A 13,990-nucleotide genomic window follows, 5' to 3' on the forward strand; every position below is an offset into this window, starting at 1 on the left:
AGCGGGCCCTTCCCTTTTGCGCGGCCGCCTCGTGCCCTGCGCCCGTGCGTCCGAAGCCCAGCCGGCCCGCCGCGACCCCCCCGGCGTCGCATCGCACCGGCTCGCCGCGCTCCCCGGCCCGCCGAATCCCTCCGGCCCGCCGCGTCCCCGCTGACCCGCCGCCCCTCCGGGCCGCCGTGTCCCGCCGGGCCGCTTTCTTGTCCGTGTTTCACTACCCGCTGCCGGCGGCCAATGCGCAAAATTCGCGCCGGATTGCACAAAAAGTGGCGACGTTCGATGGTGAAAGGGCCGTTCGAGCGGGACGGAGGGCTTCGCATCTCGGACGGGTTCCGGGCTCGAGTTTCCCACCTGCGGTTTTGTCGAGATCCCTCGATCGGCGCTCCCTCGGCTTTCTTCAAGGAATCAAACGTCGCGGTTTTTTGTGCGAATCACAGCCTGGAAGATGCATCGAAAGTCAGTCGTACCCTATTGGGAGGCCGAGCTGTCTGCGGAGTTTCAGCTTCCTCGAGTGGTAGTTTGCCACGCGCACCTGCGATCGTTTTCCGAGATGCTTGCGGATCCTGTCCGCGATCGCATCGGTGGCGACTAGGCTGTCCAGCTCGTCATTGGTGACGGAGACGACGGTCCAGCCCATGGAAGCGAGGGCGTTCGTCCTTCGGGAGTCCTCGATGCGCTTTTCTTCCCCGGAGTGCGATTCCCGGCTTTGGTATTCGACATCGAGCTTCGCTTCCGGCCAGCATAGATCGCACCGGAAACACGATTTGCCCGTAAGCGCTCGTGCAGCCGGGTTGGCTTTCACCTCGTAGTTCATGCGGGGAATGCCCAGCCCGTATCCGCCGTACATCATGGGCAGGCCGAGGAGAATGGCTTTCTTGGTCTCGCGCGGGGAGGCCGAGTTGTCGGCAAGGTAGCGCAAGGTTTTCGCGGCTTTGGTTGCGCCGCGAAGCGACGGGTTTCGTGTGGCGAAGTCTGCAAGGGCGTGAATCGATGACAGGGGTTCGACCTGGTAGGCGGATGATGTGCCGGTTCGTCTGGTTTGATAGGAGCCGCACAGTTCGTAGCCGAGTTCGAGCAGTGCGATCATGCTGGTCTCTTGAGCTGCTATATGCACGAAGGCGAGGGGTGCAGCGCTTACGTATGCGCCGTTGCCAAGTCGGTGAAGCGGGCGTCCCTGCACGATCGTTTTGCATGCGCGCACCGTGAAAGCGCTTGTAGATCGGCATTGGGATACGCGAGACACCAGAAGATGCACAGGTTGTTCGAGCATCATGGATGGGTGCAACGTTTCGAGCGATTCGAGGGCCTGCCGAAAGGCGCACATGCTGGGCGCTCGATCCGGCATCGTGTGCGCTCCGCTGCGCAAAAGGGTTCGCTCTCGCGGGTCGGTCGTGCGCAGGATCTGCAAAGCGGTTTCGTATCCGAAGCATATCGAGGGTGAAGCCACCGCGCCTCCTCATTGCCCTTGGGTTGAGAGGATCTTACGGGCGTGGTAGGGGAAACGAGGGCACGGTTTCCGCAATGGGCCGCCTCGTGAGGAGGGGCGCTCGCACTGGCTCTTTGTTGCCGATATTCTAGCACGCGAGAGGCGGTGCGGGAATGCGAGTGCAGCAAGATGCAAGCGACCGACGGCCAGGCCGACAGCCGGTTCCATCTCGTCGTCACGATCGGGTGCGCGCCTATTCGGCCGCATCGGCGTTTAGCGCATCCCCCTCTTCCTCGATGGCCTGCACCTCGATCACTTCCATGATGAGGCGACCGAAATCGGGCGCGGTGGCCGAGGTGATGACGGGCCCGCCGATCTTCTTCTCGGCTGCTTTGCGCGCGATGCCCGCCACCTCGCCGCCTGAGCGTGCGACCTCGCGATGCTCGGGGAGGCTTTCAGGGTCGGTCGCTCGCTCGACCTCGGCCGTGGTGGCTTCCGCCAGCGTGCTCAAAGCTAGCTCTAGGTCGCTCATGTTGTCGCGCAGGCTTTCGTTGGCGAGGCCTTTGAAGGTTTTATACTCGCGGGCGGTCATGTCCGACCAGGCGCGATATATGTCGTTGGTCAGGATGGCGTATTCGGAATTGGTTTTCACGCCGCGTTCTCGCCATTCGAACGTCAGGTTCTTCCTCACGCGAATGGAGAACAGGCGCTGGCTGATCCAGTCCTCGGTGTAGCCTTTGCGGCGGTAGTACTCGATGGCGCGTTCGATGGCGAGCTCGGGGTCGAACATTTCGTCGATGCGCTCTTTGCCGACCTGTGCGAGCCACAGCTTGAACGGCTCGGCCTTGGGCGAGGGGATGGACCGGACGAGGCGCAGTACCTGCTCGGTGGTGCCGGCGTCGGTGCGGTAGAACTATTGTCTTCCGCAGACTGCGTTTTCAGTTGGCTGCATTCTGCAACCAACCGACTGCCTTCCTCTTCGAGGCGATGCTTGAGCGCTCTCCGATAGGTGCGAGCTTCGGGGCTTTCCGTCAACATCGCCATCGCGTCCACGATGGAAAAGTTCCCGACTTATGCGCTGCTCTGCCATGAAAAAGGCCGAAAAAGGCAATGTCCGTGACTTACGTGCGCTCCGAAAGGCTCCAACCTTCTCTTTTTTGCGGCTCTCGCAATTCAAAAGATTCTGTGACCAGGTATTTCCCTGATCACGTTCACGATGAGACGCGCAGAAGTCTAAGACTTGCTTGGCGGAAGTGCGCATAAGTAGGGGACATTGCCGTTTTCGGCCTTTTTCATGGCAGAGCGCGTTTCACCGCCGGTTTTGCCGTTTGGGCTTGGAGCGAAAAGAGGGTGCATGCGGTTGCGGCTCTCGAAATGCGGGTTCCCGCGTTTGCCTTGCGGTACAATACCCTCTATGAGCGAGCCAGCATCCATAGTGATCATCGAGGACGACGCCGACATCAACGAGGTGGTGGCGGTGCATTTGCGCCGCAACGGGTTCGCTTGCACGCAGGCCTTCTCGGGCAGCGAGGGGCGGCTGCTGCTTTCCGGCTCCGAGCCGTTCGACCTCGTGATCGCCGATCTCATGCTGCCGGGCATGGCGGGCGAGGACGTGGTGCGCCTCGTGCGCGCCTGCGGCGACATGCCCGTCATCGTGATGTCGGCGCGCACGACCGCCGCCGACAAGGTGGCGCTGCTGAAGCTGGGCGCCGACGATTACCTGACCAAGCCCTTCGACCTCGACGAGCTGCTGGCTCGCGTGCAGGTGCAGCTGCGCCACGCCGACGTTCGCCGCGCATCCGCGTCCGGCGCGCCTTCCGACGAGCGCCTCCCCGAACCCGCCGCCGCAACCGCGATGCGCTACAAAGACTGGACGCTCGACGTCGACGCCCGCACGCTTTTGGTGCGGGAAGAGCCCGTGCGCCTCACGCGCCTTGAGTTCAACATCCTCGAAGCTCTCGTGCGACGTCCGCGCAAGGTGTTCACGAAGCGCGAACTGTTCGAGATCGCATGGAACGAGGAAAGCGCGGTCGAGGAGAAGGCCATCAACGTGCACGTCAGCAACATCCGCAGCAAGCTGCGCGCCGCGCATTCGGCCGGCGAGATAGAAACGGTATGGGGCATCGGCTTCAAGCTGGCCGAATGAGCAGTTCGCTTGCCGTCGCGCGCGTTCTTACAACTTTCTTAACGTTTTCGGGAGGGTTCCCTAACGCCTTCTCCGTATCGTGGATGGCAGAGCGTTCACGGCAGGAGTAGGCGGGATTGCTGCGACGAGCCGCATAACCTTGAAGGTTCTGAGGGTTTGAGCTAAGAGGCCTGATGCGCCTGTGCGAAAACTCTCAGCTTCTGAAAGGCTAAGCGGACGTTGCGGCAAGCCGTCAGGAAGGAGAATCGCGTGCTGGCAATTGAAACGCGTGGCCTGAGCAAGGCGTATCGCGGGCGCAACGTCGTCGACGGGCTGGACATGCACGTCGCCCGCGGCGATATCTACGGCTTCGTCGGCCGAAACGGCGCAGGAAAATCGACCACGATGAAGATGATCTGCGGGATGATCCGTCCCACGGCGGGTGAGGTGCGTCTGTTCGACCGCCTGGCCGCCGACCCGTCGGGCAGCGCTGAGTACAGCGAGGCCGTCCGCATCGGCGCGTTGGTGGAAAGCCCTGGACTGTACCCCAACATGACCGCGTTCGATAATATGCGCTGCAAGGCTATCGCGCTGGGCATCGTGGACGATGTGGGGGAAATCGAGCAGCTGCTGAGCGTCGTGGGGCTGGGTACTGCGGGCGGGAAGCGAACGGAGAACTACTCTATGGGCATGAAGCAGCGCCTCGGATTGGCGCTGGCGATGCTAGGCTCGCCCGACGTGCTGCTGCTGGACGAGCCGATGAACGGGCTCGATCCCGAGGGCGTGCGCGAGATGCGCAACCTCATCATCCGCTTGAACGAGCAGCGTGGCGTCACCGTGGTGGTGAGCTCGCATGTGCTGGACCAGCTGGGGCGCATCGCCACGCGCTACGGCGTGATCGACGCGGGTCGGATGGTATGCGAGATGACGGCGGACGAAGTGACCCAGGCGTGCGGCGATTACCTGGTCGTGCGCACGGCTGAGCCGGAGCGCACGCTGGCGCTGCTGGCCGAGGCATATCCTGATATCGCCTGCACGGTGTTGCCGGACGGGACGCTGCGCTTGCGGGGCGTGTCGGAGGAGCGCGCAGCGCTCGACGCGACCGTGTTCGGCACGTTCCTGGCTGCGAACAATATCCCGGTGTACGAACTGCGTGTCCACGAGCGTGATTTGGAAGACTACTTCCTCGAACTCATGGGAGGGGATGCTGCTCATGTTTAAGTACCTGCGCATGGATGCATATCGCCTGATCAAGACCAAGACGCTGTATGTAGCGCTCGGTATTATCCTCGCGGCGGTGGCGTTTTCGGTGTATATGATGAGCACGGCGGCCATGCCTGACCTTAGCGCGACGGGCGGGGAAGGCCCCTCGTCGATGGCGATCCAAAACGGCAAGGAGCTTGGAAGCTTCACGCAGACCCAGTCCGGTCTGTGGATCTGGACGACGGTCCTCCTCGTCTCCGTGGTGGTCGCCCAGTTCTTTGCGCTTGATTTCTCAAGCGGTTTCGTGAAGAGCCTGCCCCTGTCGCGACGGGATCGCTTGGACTACTACGGCGGGAAGATCGTGTTCGTCGTCATGCTCTCGACGGCGTTCTCGGTGTTCGGTATCGCTGTGTTCGAAATCCTTCTCAAGGCGGCAGGGTTCGCGTACGCCCATGCGGATTCGGTCCCGGAAATCGCCGTCTGGTACGGGTTGCTGCTGCTTGTCCTTTGGACGTATGGAATGCTGGCCGCGACGGCAACCTGGTTGACGCGGAGTAGGGGTGTGGGCATTGTCGTCACACTGCTCGCGAGCACTTCCGTTGCATGGGAGCCCCTCGCTCGCGCAGCGGAATGGCTTCCGTACGGCAGCTGTGCGCTGCTGGTTCAGGGCGGTCAGGCGCTGCTGGCGTCGCCGGGCGACATAGGCCATATCCTCGTCTCGTGCGGCACGGTGCTGGTGGCGTGCGTGGCGGTGGCGCTGGGCGTGTGCGCTCGAAAGGACGTGTAGGAACATGAACGGGTTCGTGCTGGCCGGTGTCGCGATTGCGGCGTTCGCCGCGGGGGCGGCGCTCGTCTCCTTCCGATACGAGCGGGAGCTGCGGCGCATGGCGCGATTCCTCGACCAGCGCGAACCTACCGGCAATGCCCGCATGACGGCGTTCGTGCGCACGCGCGGCGTGCTGGGCATCGCGCGCGGCGTGAATGCGGAGTTGGACGAGCTGCAAAACGAGCGCATCGCTTCCCAGCAGGCGCGCCAGGCGTTCCAAGCGGGGCTCACGTGCCTGTCGCACGACATCCGCACGCCGCTGGCCGGGGCGCAGGGCTACCTGCAGCTGGTGGAGGACGAGGCCGATCCCGCGGCGAAGGAGCGCTACTTGAGCGCCGCCGCCCATCGGCTGGACGACGTGCGGGTGCTGCTGGACGACCTGTTCTCGTTCGCCCAGGTGCACGATCCGTCGTTCGAGGTGGCGTACGAGCCGGTGCGTCCGGCCGACGTGCTGGGAGACGTGCTGGCCGGGCTGTACCCGCAGTTCCGCGAGCGGGGCTGGGAGCCGCGCGTGCTGCTGGACGACGAGGCGGTCGTGCAGGCCGATGCCGAGGCGCTCGCGCGCATCTTCCGCAACTTGACGGCGAACGCGCTTCGCCACGGCGCGGCGGCGCCCGTCATCGAGCAGCGCGGCGGGCGCGTGACGTTCGAGAACCGCGTGGATGATCCGGATGCGATCGACGTCGACCGCCTGTTCGAGCGCTTCTACCAAGGAGGCGGCGCTCGATCGAGCGCGGGGGCAGGTTTGGGCTTGGCCATCGTCTCCCAGCTGGCCGCCTCCATGGGGGCCACCGCCGCCGCCTCTCTCGAGGGAGACTTCCTCCGCGTGACCGTGGAACTGCAGTAGCCGGTGTATAGGGCATCCCGGCGACACCGGCTCAGCCGGTTCGCTTGAAGCTGTCGATGCAGGCATCCAGCACGTCGCGCACGACGCGCGGCGCACCGGGACGGACGTGGGCTTCGTAGGCGAGGGGCGGCAGCTCCATGGGGCGCGCTTCCAGCGGCGGGCAGTGCACAAGGGGCCGAAGCGGTCAGGCACGAACGCGCTTTCCGCGGTCGGCCGTCGCATGCGCGTGCGGAATCCGGTCGAGCACCGCTTGCGCGACGGTGCCGGTGGCGAACCCCGCCGCGATGCCCGCCACCAGCAGAACGGGGAGGTAGAACGCGATCTCGGGCGTGCCGGTGACCGCGACGGCCACGGCGATCTGCCCGATGTTGTGCGCGACCGCCGCCGCCATGGCGGCGAGGCGCACGCGATTCGGCGACGAGAAGCGGACGAACGCCAACGTCACCGCCAGCGCGCAGGCGCCGCCCACGATGCTGAACGGCAGCGTCGCCAGCTGGCCTGTCAAGAAGGCCGCCAGCACGATGCGCACGCCCAGAACCACGGCCACATCGACGGGGCCCAGCCAGAACGCGGCCGCCGCGGTCACGACGTTCGCGATGCCCAGCTTCATGCCCGGCACGGGCATCGGGACGGGGATGAGCGATTCGAGCGCAGCCAGCGCCAAAGCGAGCGCGGCCATCAGGGCGCAGCGGCAGACGCGCAGGGTGGAAGGGGCGGCGATGCTAGCGCGCCACGGCGTCGAGGCCATCGCCATCGTCTCCTTCCCGCGCGACGGTGACGGTCAGCCCGTGGGGCACGCAGGCTATGGGCATGGCAGGACCGTCGATCCAACCCGTGTGCACGCACACCTCGTCGGGGCAGTCGGCTTCGGCCACACGGATGCGGCCCGGCTCCACGGCCACCACGTTCACGCCGCGCTCGTCTTCGAGGCGCAGCGTGTAAGGGTTCTTCACGGCATCGAGGTCGATGGTCTCGATCACGACGCCGTCGCGGGCGATGGTAGCGACGGCATGGCCGCTCGGGTTGGCGGCACCCGCGGCGTGCGCGACGGCGAACCCGCCCATGGCCGCGACCACGACGACGGCTGCGAACAGCAGCTCCGCTTTGCTCGCGCGGCGTTTCATGAGCGCACCACCTGGGCGTTGGTTCCGGCGGCCGGAGTGTACGCATCGGCGATGCCGTCGGTGACGAACGTGCGACCGTCGGAGGCGATCAGCACGAGGTCGAACGCCGCATCGCCGTCCGCCGCGGCCGCGCGCCACAGGTCGAGGGCGCCGTCGAGCCCCAGCACGAAGCAGGCGGTGGACAGCGCGTCGCATTGCGCGCCGTCCGCGCCGACGACGCTTGCGGAGGCCAGGTCGGACGCGGCAGGATAGCCGGTGGAGGGGTCGAGCAAGTGGTGGTAGCGCGTTCCGTCTTTGCCTTCGAAGTATCGTTGGTAGGCGCCCGAGGTAGACACCGTGGCGTCGCGCACCTCGAGCAGGCCCGCCAGCTTCCCGGGGTCGTCCGGGTCGGCGACGCCCACCTTCCAGGGCGAGCCGTCGGGCTTGGAGCCGAGGGCCGTCACGTTGCCGCCGAGGTCGAACAGCGCCGAGGTTATGTCGCGCTCGCGCAGCAGGGCGCGCAGCTCGTCGGCTGCGAAGCCCTTCGCCACGCCGCCCACGTCGATCTGCGCGCCGTCTTCCAACGTGACGGTGCCAGCCGCTTCGTCCACCTGCACGGCGGCGTAGCCCACGCACGGCAGCAGCGCGGCCACCTCGTCGGGGGAGGGCACCCGATGGTCGCCGGTCGTGAAGCCCCAGGCGCTCGTCAGCGGGTACACCGTGGGGTCGAAGGCGCCGCCCGTGCGATGCGCCGCGTCGAGCGACGCGGCGACGAGCGCGGCCGTCGCCGGCGAGACGGCCGTCGACGCGCCGCTTGCGGCGTTGATCCGGGCTATCTCGCTGGTCGCGTTCTCGGGGGCCAGCAGCTCGTCCAGTTCGAGGACGCGCTGCCGGCAGGCGTTTGCCGCGTCGTCAGCGACGGCTTGGCTGACGGCGTGCACGGTGAGGGTCATGCCGGTGTCCATAGCCGTGAAGGAGCTGGTGGCCGTTGTGGTCGGGACGTCCGCCCCGTCGGGCTCGCCGCCCACGCATCCGACGGGGCCGACGGCCAGCGCAGCGCCCAGCGCGCACGCGAGCAGCGCAGCAAACGCTCGTCCGGTCCAAGAACGACGGGACGAGCGGGTGGTTCGGTTCTGTCGCGCGAAACGCTTCACCATGGCATCACTGGAACACCAGTTTGCTGATGGCATGGGTCGGGCACACTTCGATGCACGTTCCGCAGCCGATGCACGTGTCCGTGTCGATGCGCGCGAGGTTGTTCTCCACAGTGATCGACTGGGTGGGGCAGGTTTTCGCGCACTTCTGGCAGCCGATGCAGCCCACGCTGCACACCTTGCGCGTTTTCGCGCCTGCCATGGTGTTCTTGCACGTCACTACGGAGGCGGTTGGCGACGAGGCCTGGTCGACCATCGAGATGATGCCGCGCGGGCATATCTTCGCGCACGTGCCGCAGCCGGTGCAGGCTGCCGTGTCGATGCGCGCCACGCCGTTCTCCACGACTATGGCGTCGAACGGGCACGCTTCGGCGCAGTCGCCGTAGCCGAGGCAGCCGAACGGGCACGACAAGCTGCTGTACGACAGCGTGCTAAACACGCGGCAGCTGGGAACGCCCTTGAACACGAGCTGCGGGTCGATATGGTCGAGCGAGCCTTGGCAGGCCACGAACGCTTCGCGCTGCACCACGCCCGTGGACTCCACGCCCAGGTACGCGGCCAGCGCCTGCGCGACGCGGTCGCCGCCGGTGGTGCAGGCGTTGGGCGGCGCGCCGTTCATCATGGCCTTCGCGTACTGCTCGCAACCGGGGTGGCCGCAGGCACCGCAGTTGACGCCCGGCAGGATGCTCATGAGGTAGGTGAGGCGCTCGTCCTCGCCGATGGCCAGCTTGCGCGAGACGATCAGCAGCAGCACCGACCCTACGAGGCCGACGGCGGCCATGAGCACAACGGTCCAAACGACAGTGTCCATTCGTCCCCCTTCCTACAGCACGCCGAACAGGTTGTCGGCCACGCCCGCGAAGCACATGAAGCTCAAGGACACCAGGGCCGCGGAGATCAACGTGATGGGCATGCCCTTGAACGCCTTGGGCGGCTCGGCCTCGTCCACGCGCCGGCGCACGCCGCTGAACAGCACCATCGCCAGCAGGAAGCCCAGACCGGCGCCCAGCGCGGCCACGAGCGCTTCCGGATAGTTGTAGCCTTCGTCCACGGCGAGGATGGTCACGCCCAGCACCGCGCAGTTCGTGGTGATCAGCGGCAGGTACACGCCCAGCGCCTCGTGCAGCGCGGGAAGAAAGTAGCGGATGACGATTTCCAGCATTTGCACGAGCACGGCGATGACCAGGATGAACGCGATAGTTTGAAGGTAGCCCAGCCCCAGCGCGTTCAGCAGCTGCTGCAAGGGCCACGTGACGGCGGTGGCAAGCACCATGACCACGGTCACCGCGCAGCCCATGCCCGCGGCCGAGTCAAGCTTTTTCGACACGCCGAGGAACGGGCAGATGCCCAGGAACTTCACCAGCACGTAGTTGTTGACCAGGATCATGCTGAATAGGATTGCGGCGTACTCGGCCATTATGCCTCACGCTCCTTCAGGTCGCACATCTGACACGACGCGCACACGTCTTCCTGCGATGCGATGGCCTCGTCTTCCGGCTCTCCCGCGCGCCGCTTGCGGCGCATCTCGAAGACCACCGAGATGGCGATCAGCACGCCCAGCACGGCGAAGCCGCCCGGGGGCATGATGAACACGGTCATGGGCTCGACGATGCCGAGGAGGATAGGGAAGCCCAGCAGGGTGCCCGCGCCCAAGAGCTCGCGGATGGCCGACATGAGGACGAGCGTGAGGGTGAAGCCCGCGCCCATGCCGAGGCCGTCGAGCGCCGCGTCCTTCACCGGGTGCTTCGAGGCGAACACCTCGGCGCGGCCCAGCACGATGCAGTTCACCACGATAAGCGGCAGGTAGATGCCCAGCGCCTGATTGAGGTCGGGCAGGTACGCCTCGACGACCATCATGACGATGGTCACGAACCCGGCGATGACCGTGATGAAGGCGGGCAGGCGCATGGTGGTGGGAATGATGTTGCGCAGAAGCGACACCACGATGCCGGAGCAGACGAGCACGAACGTGGTGGCCACGCCCATGCCGATGCCGTTCGTGACGGCCGTGGTTACGGCGAGGGTGGGGCACAGGCCCAGCATCTGGCGCAGCGTGGGGTTCTCGATGAGCAGGCCCTTGCTGAATACGGAAAGCGCCGAGGGCTTTTGGTCGATGGCTGCCATTATGCTGCTCCCTTCTCCGTCGAGGTTGCGGCGGCGGCAGGCGCCTCGCCGGCAGCGGATCGATAGGCTTCGATGGCCTCGTTCACGGCGGCCAAGGCTGCTTTGGACGAGATGGTGGCGCCCGTGACGGCATCGATGTCGTCGATGGTCAGGGGCTCGGCGGCGCGGCCGAGGAACTGGTCGGTGAAATCGGGCAGCTGCACCTTCGTGCCCAGTCCGGGCGTCTCGGTGTTGTCCATGCCGATGACGTTCGTGATGGTGCCCTCGTCGTCGAAGGCCACGGCCATGGGAACCTGGCTGGAGTATCCCTTCGACTGCGCGATGACGGCGTAGCCCAAATCGTCGTCGGCTTCCATGAGCGCGGTCACGCCGGGCACGTCGCAGGACAGCGCCTCGAAGTCGGTCGCCTCGGGGATGAGCGCGTTGTAGGTCGCCCAGGCGCGCGCCTCGCGGTTCGCCGTGATGGTGGGCAACGTGAGGTTGTCGACCGAGCCCAGCAGGAATCCTACGATGGCGCAGATCAGCACGAGGACGACGGCTGGCTTCACCAGGCTGTTCCAGAGGGTTGGAGCGGGCGCGGCGGGAGTGTCGGGTGCGTTCGCCATCATTCGCCTCCTTCTTTCTTCGCGCGGGCAAAGCGGCGCTTCTTCTCGCCGCCCAACGGCGTGGTTGCCGTGAGCGAGTCGATGTACGGCACCACGAGGTTCATGAGCAGGATGGAGTACGCCGCGCCCTCGTTCATGTTCCCCCAGAAGCGGATGAGGCACGTGATAAGCCCAAGGCCCACGGCGAAGATCACCTGGCCTTTGAACGTGGTGGGCGAGGTCGTGTAGTCGGTCGCCATGAATACGGCGCACAGCAGCAGTCCGCCTGAGAACACCTGGGTGGCCACGTCGTGGCCGGTGAGCAGGCTGCACACGATGACGGTGCCCACGTACACGCCCGGGATGGTGAACGTGACGGTGCGCGTGACCAGAAGCCAGGCGAAGCCCAGCAGGATGGCGATGCCGCACGTCTCGCCCAGCACGCCGGGGTGCACGCCGAACAGGAGGTCCATGAACGGCAGCTGCGCGGCGCCCGGGGCCAGCGGCGTGGCGGAGCTCACGGCATCGACGCCGGTTGCGCCGGGGAGGAAACCCTGGGGCGCGGCGTAGTTCGTCATGGCCGCGGTGAACGACACCGACAGCACGATGCGGGCCACGATGGCCGGGTTCGCGAAGTTGCGCCCGATGCCGCCGAACAGTTCCTTCACCACGACGATGGCCACGAACGAGCCGATCACCGCCATGTACAGCGGGATGGTGGAGGGTAGGTTGAAGGCCAGCAGCAAGCCCGTGACCACGGCGGACAGGTCGCCTGCCGTCTGGGGGGTCTTGCGCAGCAGGCACCATAGGTACTCGAACAGCACGCAGGCCGCCGTGGTCACGGCGGTAACCAGCAGCGCCCGCCAGCCGAATATCACGAACGAGGCGATCAGCGTGGGCACGAGCGCTATCACCACGTTCAGCATGACCTTCTGCGTGGTGATGCCGTCGAACACGTGCGGCGGCGTCGAGAGGACAAGCGGTCGTTTCGTCGTATGTTTCATCTAGCCCCTCCTTGCCATCTCGGCGCGCATGAAGTCGCGCGCAAGTTTGCTTGTCTGGGCGAGCGGCTGTTTGGCTGGACAGACGAACGAGCAGGTGCCGCAGCCCATGCACAGATCCGCCATGAGGTCGTCGAGCTTCTTCGCGTCCTGGACCGTGTACGCCTTCTTGATAGCGATGGGCGACAGCTGCATGGGACACGAGTTCGTGCAGCGACCGCAGCGGATGCATGCGGTGGTGGCGGGCTGTTCCATGGCGTCTTTGCTGAACACGAGCACGCCGTTGTTCTGGCGGATGACCGGGTAGTCCATATCGATCTGGGCGTTGCCCATCATGGGTCCTCCCAGCACCACCTTGTGCGGCTCCTTCGTCAGCCCGGCGAATTCCATGACGTCGCGCAGGCGCGTGCCGATGATGATGTTCGCGTTGCAAGGGCGAGCGATGGCGTCGCCTGAAACGGTGAAGCGTCTTTTGACGAGGGGCATCCCTGTTTTCAGGAAGCGTCCGATGGAGGCCATGGTGGTCACGTTGTTCAACATGACGCCCACGTCGGTCTGGCGCTTTCCGCGCGGGACGACGCGTCCCGTGGCATTGTGCACGAGCACGTTCTCGGCTCCCTGCGGGTAGCGGCTGGGCAGCGCCTTCACCTGGATGGACGAATCGTCCTTCGTGAGCTCGCGCATGAGCTCGATGGCCTTGGGCTTGTTGCTCTCGATGCAGATCATCGCGTTCGGAATGCCGAGGTGCCTGCATGTCTCGCGAATGCCGAACAGCACGTCGTCGGGGCTCTCCATCATCTCGCGGTAGTCGGTGGACAGGTACGGCTCGCATTCCGTGGCGTTCACCACGTAGAGGTCGATCTCCTCGAGGTTGGGCGGCGCCAGCTTGATATCGGTGGGGAAGCCCGCGCCGCCCAGGCCCACCAGACCGCTTTTCTTTATTGCCGCGAGGAACGACGCCTGGTCGGTCACCTCGGGGGGTGCCACCGTGTCCGCGACGGTCTGGGCGCCGTCGGATTCGATGATCACCGTCGTGTCGGTTTTGCCGGTCGAATAGAAGACGGGCTGTATGGCCTTCACGGTGCCCGACACGCCGCTGAAGATGTCGGCGGACAGACCCCGCGGCGCGTGCCCGACGAGGCTGCCCACGTCCACGTGGTCCCCTTTCTTCACGACGGGTTCGCACAGCGCTCCGATATGCTGCTGCATGGGCAGCACGATTTCGCTTGGGACGGGCATGTCGATGGTTTCCAGTTCCGCCGTGTCCTTGCGATGGGGCACGACGGCGCCTCGCGTGCGTCGGAATCGCGACAATAGGGCGGTGGCGTTCATGGGCGTTCACTCCCCTCGAAGGGCGTTGGCTGGCGCGGTTGGCCGGTGCGCGGATAGGACTGAGCCTCACCTGGCCGTTTGCGGGCAAGGCGAAGCGCTCAACTCGTTGCGTTATGAGATGCTGGTCATCCTACGTGAGCCGCACGTCCGATTCCAGGAATCGTCGGTGAAGGGAAACCACGTCGCTCGCCAAAGGCGCGTGCGCCGATTCTCGCGTGCGCAATTCGCCGGTGGACGGTGCCGCTCACGATGGCGCGGCATGCGTCCG

At 65.6% G+C, this 13,990-nt stretch carries 15 protein-coding genes; 4 read left to right on the forward strand and 11 right to left on the reverse strand.

What is annotated here, in order from left to right; all coding sequences use genetic code 11:
- Nucleotides 1-454: 454 nt before the first annotated feature.
- Nucleotides 455-1,084 carry an endonuclease domain-containing protein gene (locus GT590_RS02305; protein WP_015760091.1) on the reverse strand — a complete coding sequence of 210 codons (630 nt, stop codon included), beginning with the start codon at nucleotides 1,082-1,084 and terminating at the stop codon, nucleotides 455-457.
- A 592-nt stretch (nucleotides 1,085-1,676) separates the two neighbouring features.
- On the reverse strand, nucleotides 1,677-2,213 hold the full coding sequence (locus GT590_RS02310; RefSeq protein WP_035585906.1) for a hypothetical protein: 537 nt from the start codon (nucleotides 2,211-2,213) through the stop codon (nucleotides 1,677-1,679).
- A 624-nt stretch (nucleotides 2,214-2,837) separates the two neighbouring features.
- Here GT590_RS02310 and GT590_RS02315 point away from each other — a divergent pair.
- From GT590_RS02315 to GT590_RS02330, 4 genes are all read left to right on the forward strand, one after another.
- Nucleotides 2,838-3,569 (forward strand): response regulator transcription factor, encoded by a 732-nt coding sequence (locus tag GT590_RS02315; RefSeq protein WP_161170873.1) that lies wholly within the window; start codon nucleotides 2,838-2,840, stop codon nucleotides 3,567-3,569.
- A 249-nt stretch (nucleotides 3,570-3,818) separates the two neighbouring features.
- Complete coding sequence (locus tag GT590_RS02320; RefSeq protein ID WP_015760093.1) at nucleotides 3,819-4,769, forward strand: ATP-binding cassette domain-containing protein; 951 nt, start codon at nucleotides 3,819-3,821, stop codon at nucleotides 4,767-4,769.
- Nucleotides 4,762-5,538, forward strand: a complete 777-nt coding sequence (locus GT590_RS02325; protein WP_009607865.1) for an ABC transporter permease — start codon at nucleotides 4,762-4,764, stop codon at nucleotides 5,536-5,538. The genes GT590_RS02320 and GT590_RS02325 overlap by 8 nt, the downstream gene beginning before the upstream one ends.
- Nucleotides 5,539-5,542: 4 nt before the next feature.
- Complete coding sequence (locus tag GT590_RS02330; RefSeq protein ID WP_114513595.1) at nucleotides 5,543-6,424, forward strand: sensor histidine kinase KdpD; 882 nt, start codon at nucleotides 5,543-5,545, stop codon at nucleotides 6,422-6,424.
- Between the two features lie 184 nt (nucleotides 6,425-6,608).
- On the opposite strand, the gene GT590_RS02340 is transcribed toward GT590_RS02330, so the two are convergent.
- From GT590_RS02340 to rsxC, 9 genes are read right to left on the reverse strand one after another with little or no spacing between them, the layout of a single operon-like run.
- Nucleotides 6,609-7,172 carry a Gx transporter family protein gene (locus tag GT590_RS02340; protein WP_114513596.1) on the reverse strand — a complete coding sequence of 188 codons (564 nt, stop codon included), beginning with the start codon at nucleotides 7,170-7,172 and terminating at the stop codon, nucleotides 6,609-6,611.
- Complete coding sequence (locus GT590_RS02345; RefSeq protein ID WP_035585912.1) at nucleotides 7,147-7,548, reverse strand: NusG domain II-containing protein; 402 nt, start codon at nucleotides 7,546-7,548, stop codon at nucleotides 7,147-7,149. The genes GT590_RS02340 and GT590_RS02345 overlap by 26 nt, the downstream gene beginning before the upstream one ends.
- A complete protein-coding gene (locus GT590_RS02350) occupies nucleotides 7,545-8,717 on the reverse strand; it encodes an FAD:protein FMN transferase (RefSeq protein WP_229066537.1) in 1,173 nt (390 codons plus the stop codon). The genes GT590_RS02345 and GT590_RS02350 overlap by 4 nt, the downstream gene beginning before the upstream one ends.
- The gene (locus tag GT590_RS02355) at nucleotides 8,689-9,492 is read right to left on the reverse strand and encodes an RnfABCDGE type electron transport complex subunit B (protein ID WP_009306470.1); all 804 of its coding nucleotides are present in this window, start codon (nucleotides 9,490-9,492) and stop codon (nucleotides 8,689-8,691) included. Before GT590_RS02355 ends, GT590_RS02350 begins: the two co-directional genes overlap by 29 nt.
- Before the next feature lie 12 nt (nucleotides 9,493-9,504).
- Nucleotides 9,505-10,098: an electron transport complex protein RnfA gene (locus GT590_RS02360; RefSeq protein ID WP_009306469.1), complete on the reverse strand. Its 594-nt coding sequence runs from the start codon at nucleotides 10,096-10,098 to the stop codon at nucleotides 9,505-9,507.
- A complete protein-coding gene (gene rsxE / locus GT590_RS02365; protein ID WP_009306468.1) occupies nucleotides 10,098-10,805 on the reverse strand; it encodes an electron transport complex subunit RsxE in 708 nt (235 codons plus the stop codon). Before rsxE ends, GT590_RS02360 begins: the two co-directional genes overlap by 1 nt.
- The gene (locus GT590_RS02370; protein WP_240129787.1) at nucleotides 10,805-11,413 is read right to left on the reverse strand and encodes an FMN-binding protein; all 609 of its coding nucleotides are present in this window, start codon (nucleotides 11,411-11,413) and stop codon (nucleotides 10,805-10,807) included. The genes rsxE and GT590_RS02370 overlap by 1 nt, the downstream gene beginning before the upstream one ends.
- Complete coding sequence (locus tag GT590_RS02375; RefSeq protein ID WP_161170874.1) at nucleotides 11,410-12,393, reverse strand: RnfABCDGE type electron transport complex subunit D; 984 nt, start codon at nucleotides 12,391-12,393, stop codon at nucleotides 11,410-11,412. The genes GT590_RS02370 and GT590_RS02375 overlap by 4 nt, the downstream gene beginning before the upstream one ends.
- Nucleotides 12,394-13,671 carry an electron transport complex subunit RsxC gene (gene rsxC / locus GT590_RS02380; RefSeq protein WP_231566125.1) on the reverse strand — a complete coding sequence of 426 codons (1,278 nt, stop codon included), beginning with the start codon at nucleotides 13,669-13,671 and terminating at the stop codon, nucleotides 12,394-12,396.
- Between the last annotated feature and the right edge of the window lie 319 nt (nucleotides 13,672-13,990).

The organism is Eggerthella sp. BIOML-A1 (genome assembly GCF_009875595.1).
GTDB classification, from domain to species: domain Bacteria; phylum Actinomycetota; class Coriobacteriia; order Coriobacteriales; family Eggerthellaceae; genus Eggerthella; species Eggerthella lenta.

Excerpts from the sequence above, each read along its gene's own strand:
- GT590_RS02360 (WP_009306469.1), bottom strand. The coding sequence starts at position 10,098 with ATGGCCGAGTACGCCGCAATCCTATTCAGCATGATCCTGGTCAACAAC.
- GT590_RS02330 (WP_114513595.1), top strand. The coding sequence starts at position 5,543 with ATGAACGGGTTCGTGCTGGCCGGTGTCGCGATTGCGGCGTTCGCCGCG.
- GT590_RS02310 (WP_035585906.1), bottom strand. The coding sequence starts at position 2,213 with ATGTTCGACCCCGAGCTCGCCATCGAACGCGCCATCGAGTACTACCGC.
- GT590_RS02355 (WP_009306470.1), bottom strand. The coding sequence starts at position 9,492 with ATGGACACTGTCGTTTGGACCGTTGTGCTCATGGCCGCCGTCGGCCTC.
- rsxE (WP_009306468.1), bottom strand. The coding sequence starts at position 10,805 with ATGGCAGCCATCGACCAAAAGCCCTCGGCGCTTTCCGTATTCAGCAAG.
- GT590_RS02375 (WP_161170874.1), bottom strand. The coding sequence starts at position 12,393 with ATGAAACATACGACGAAACGACCGCTTGTCCTCTCGACGCCGCCGCAC.
- GT590_RS02345 (WP_035585912.1), bottom strand. The coding sequence starts at position 7,548 with ATGAAACGCCGCGCGAGCAAAGCGGAGCTGCTGTTCGCAGCCGTCGTC.
- GT590_RS02340 (WP_114513596.1), bottom strand. The coding sequence starts at position 7,172 with ATGGCCTCGACGCCGTGGCGCGCTAGCATCGCCGCCCCTTCCACCCTG.
- GT590_RS02315 (WP_161170873.1), top strand. The coding sequence starts at position 2,838 with ATGAGCGAGCCAGCATCCATAGTGATCATCGAGGACGACGCCGACATC.
- GT590_RS02305 (WP_015760091.1), bottom strand. The coding sequence starts at position 1,084 with ATGATCGCACTGCTCGAACTCGGCTACGAACTGTGCGGCTCCTATCAA.
- GT590_RS02370 (WP_240129787.1), bottom strand. The coding sequence starts at position 11,413 with ATGATGGCGAACGCACCCGACACTCCCGCCGCGCCCGCTCCAACCCTC.
- GT590_RS02325 (WP_009607865.1), top strand. The coding sequence starts at position 4,762 with ATGTTTAAGTACCTGCGCATGGATGCATATCGCCTGATCAAGACCAAG.
- GT590_RS02350 (WP_229066537.1), bottom strand. The coding sequence starts at position 8,717 with ATGCCATCAGCAAACTGGTGTTCCAGTGATGCCATGGTGAAGCGTTTC.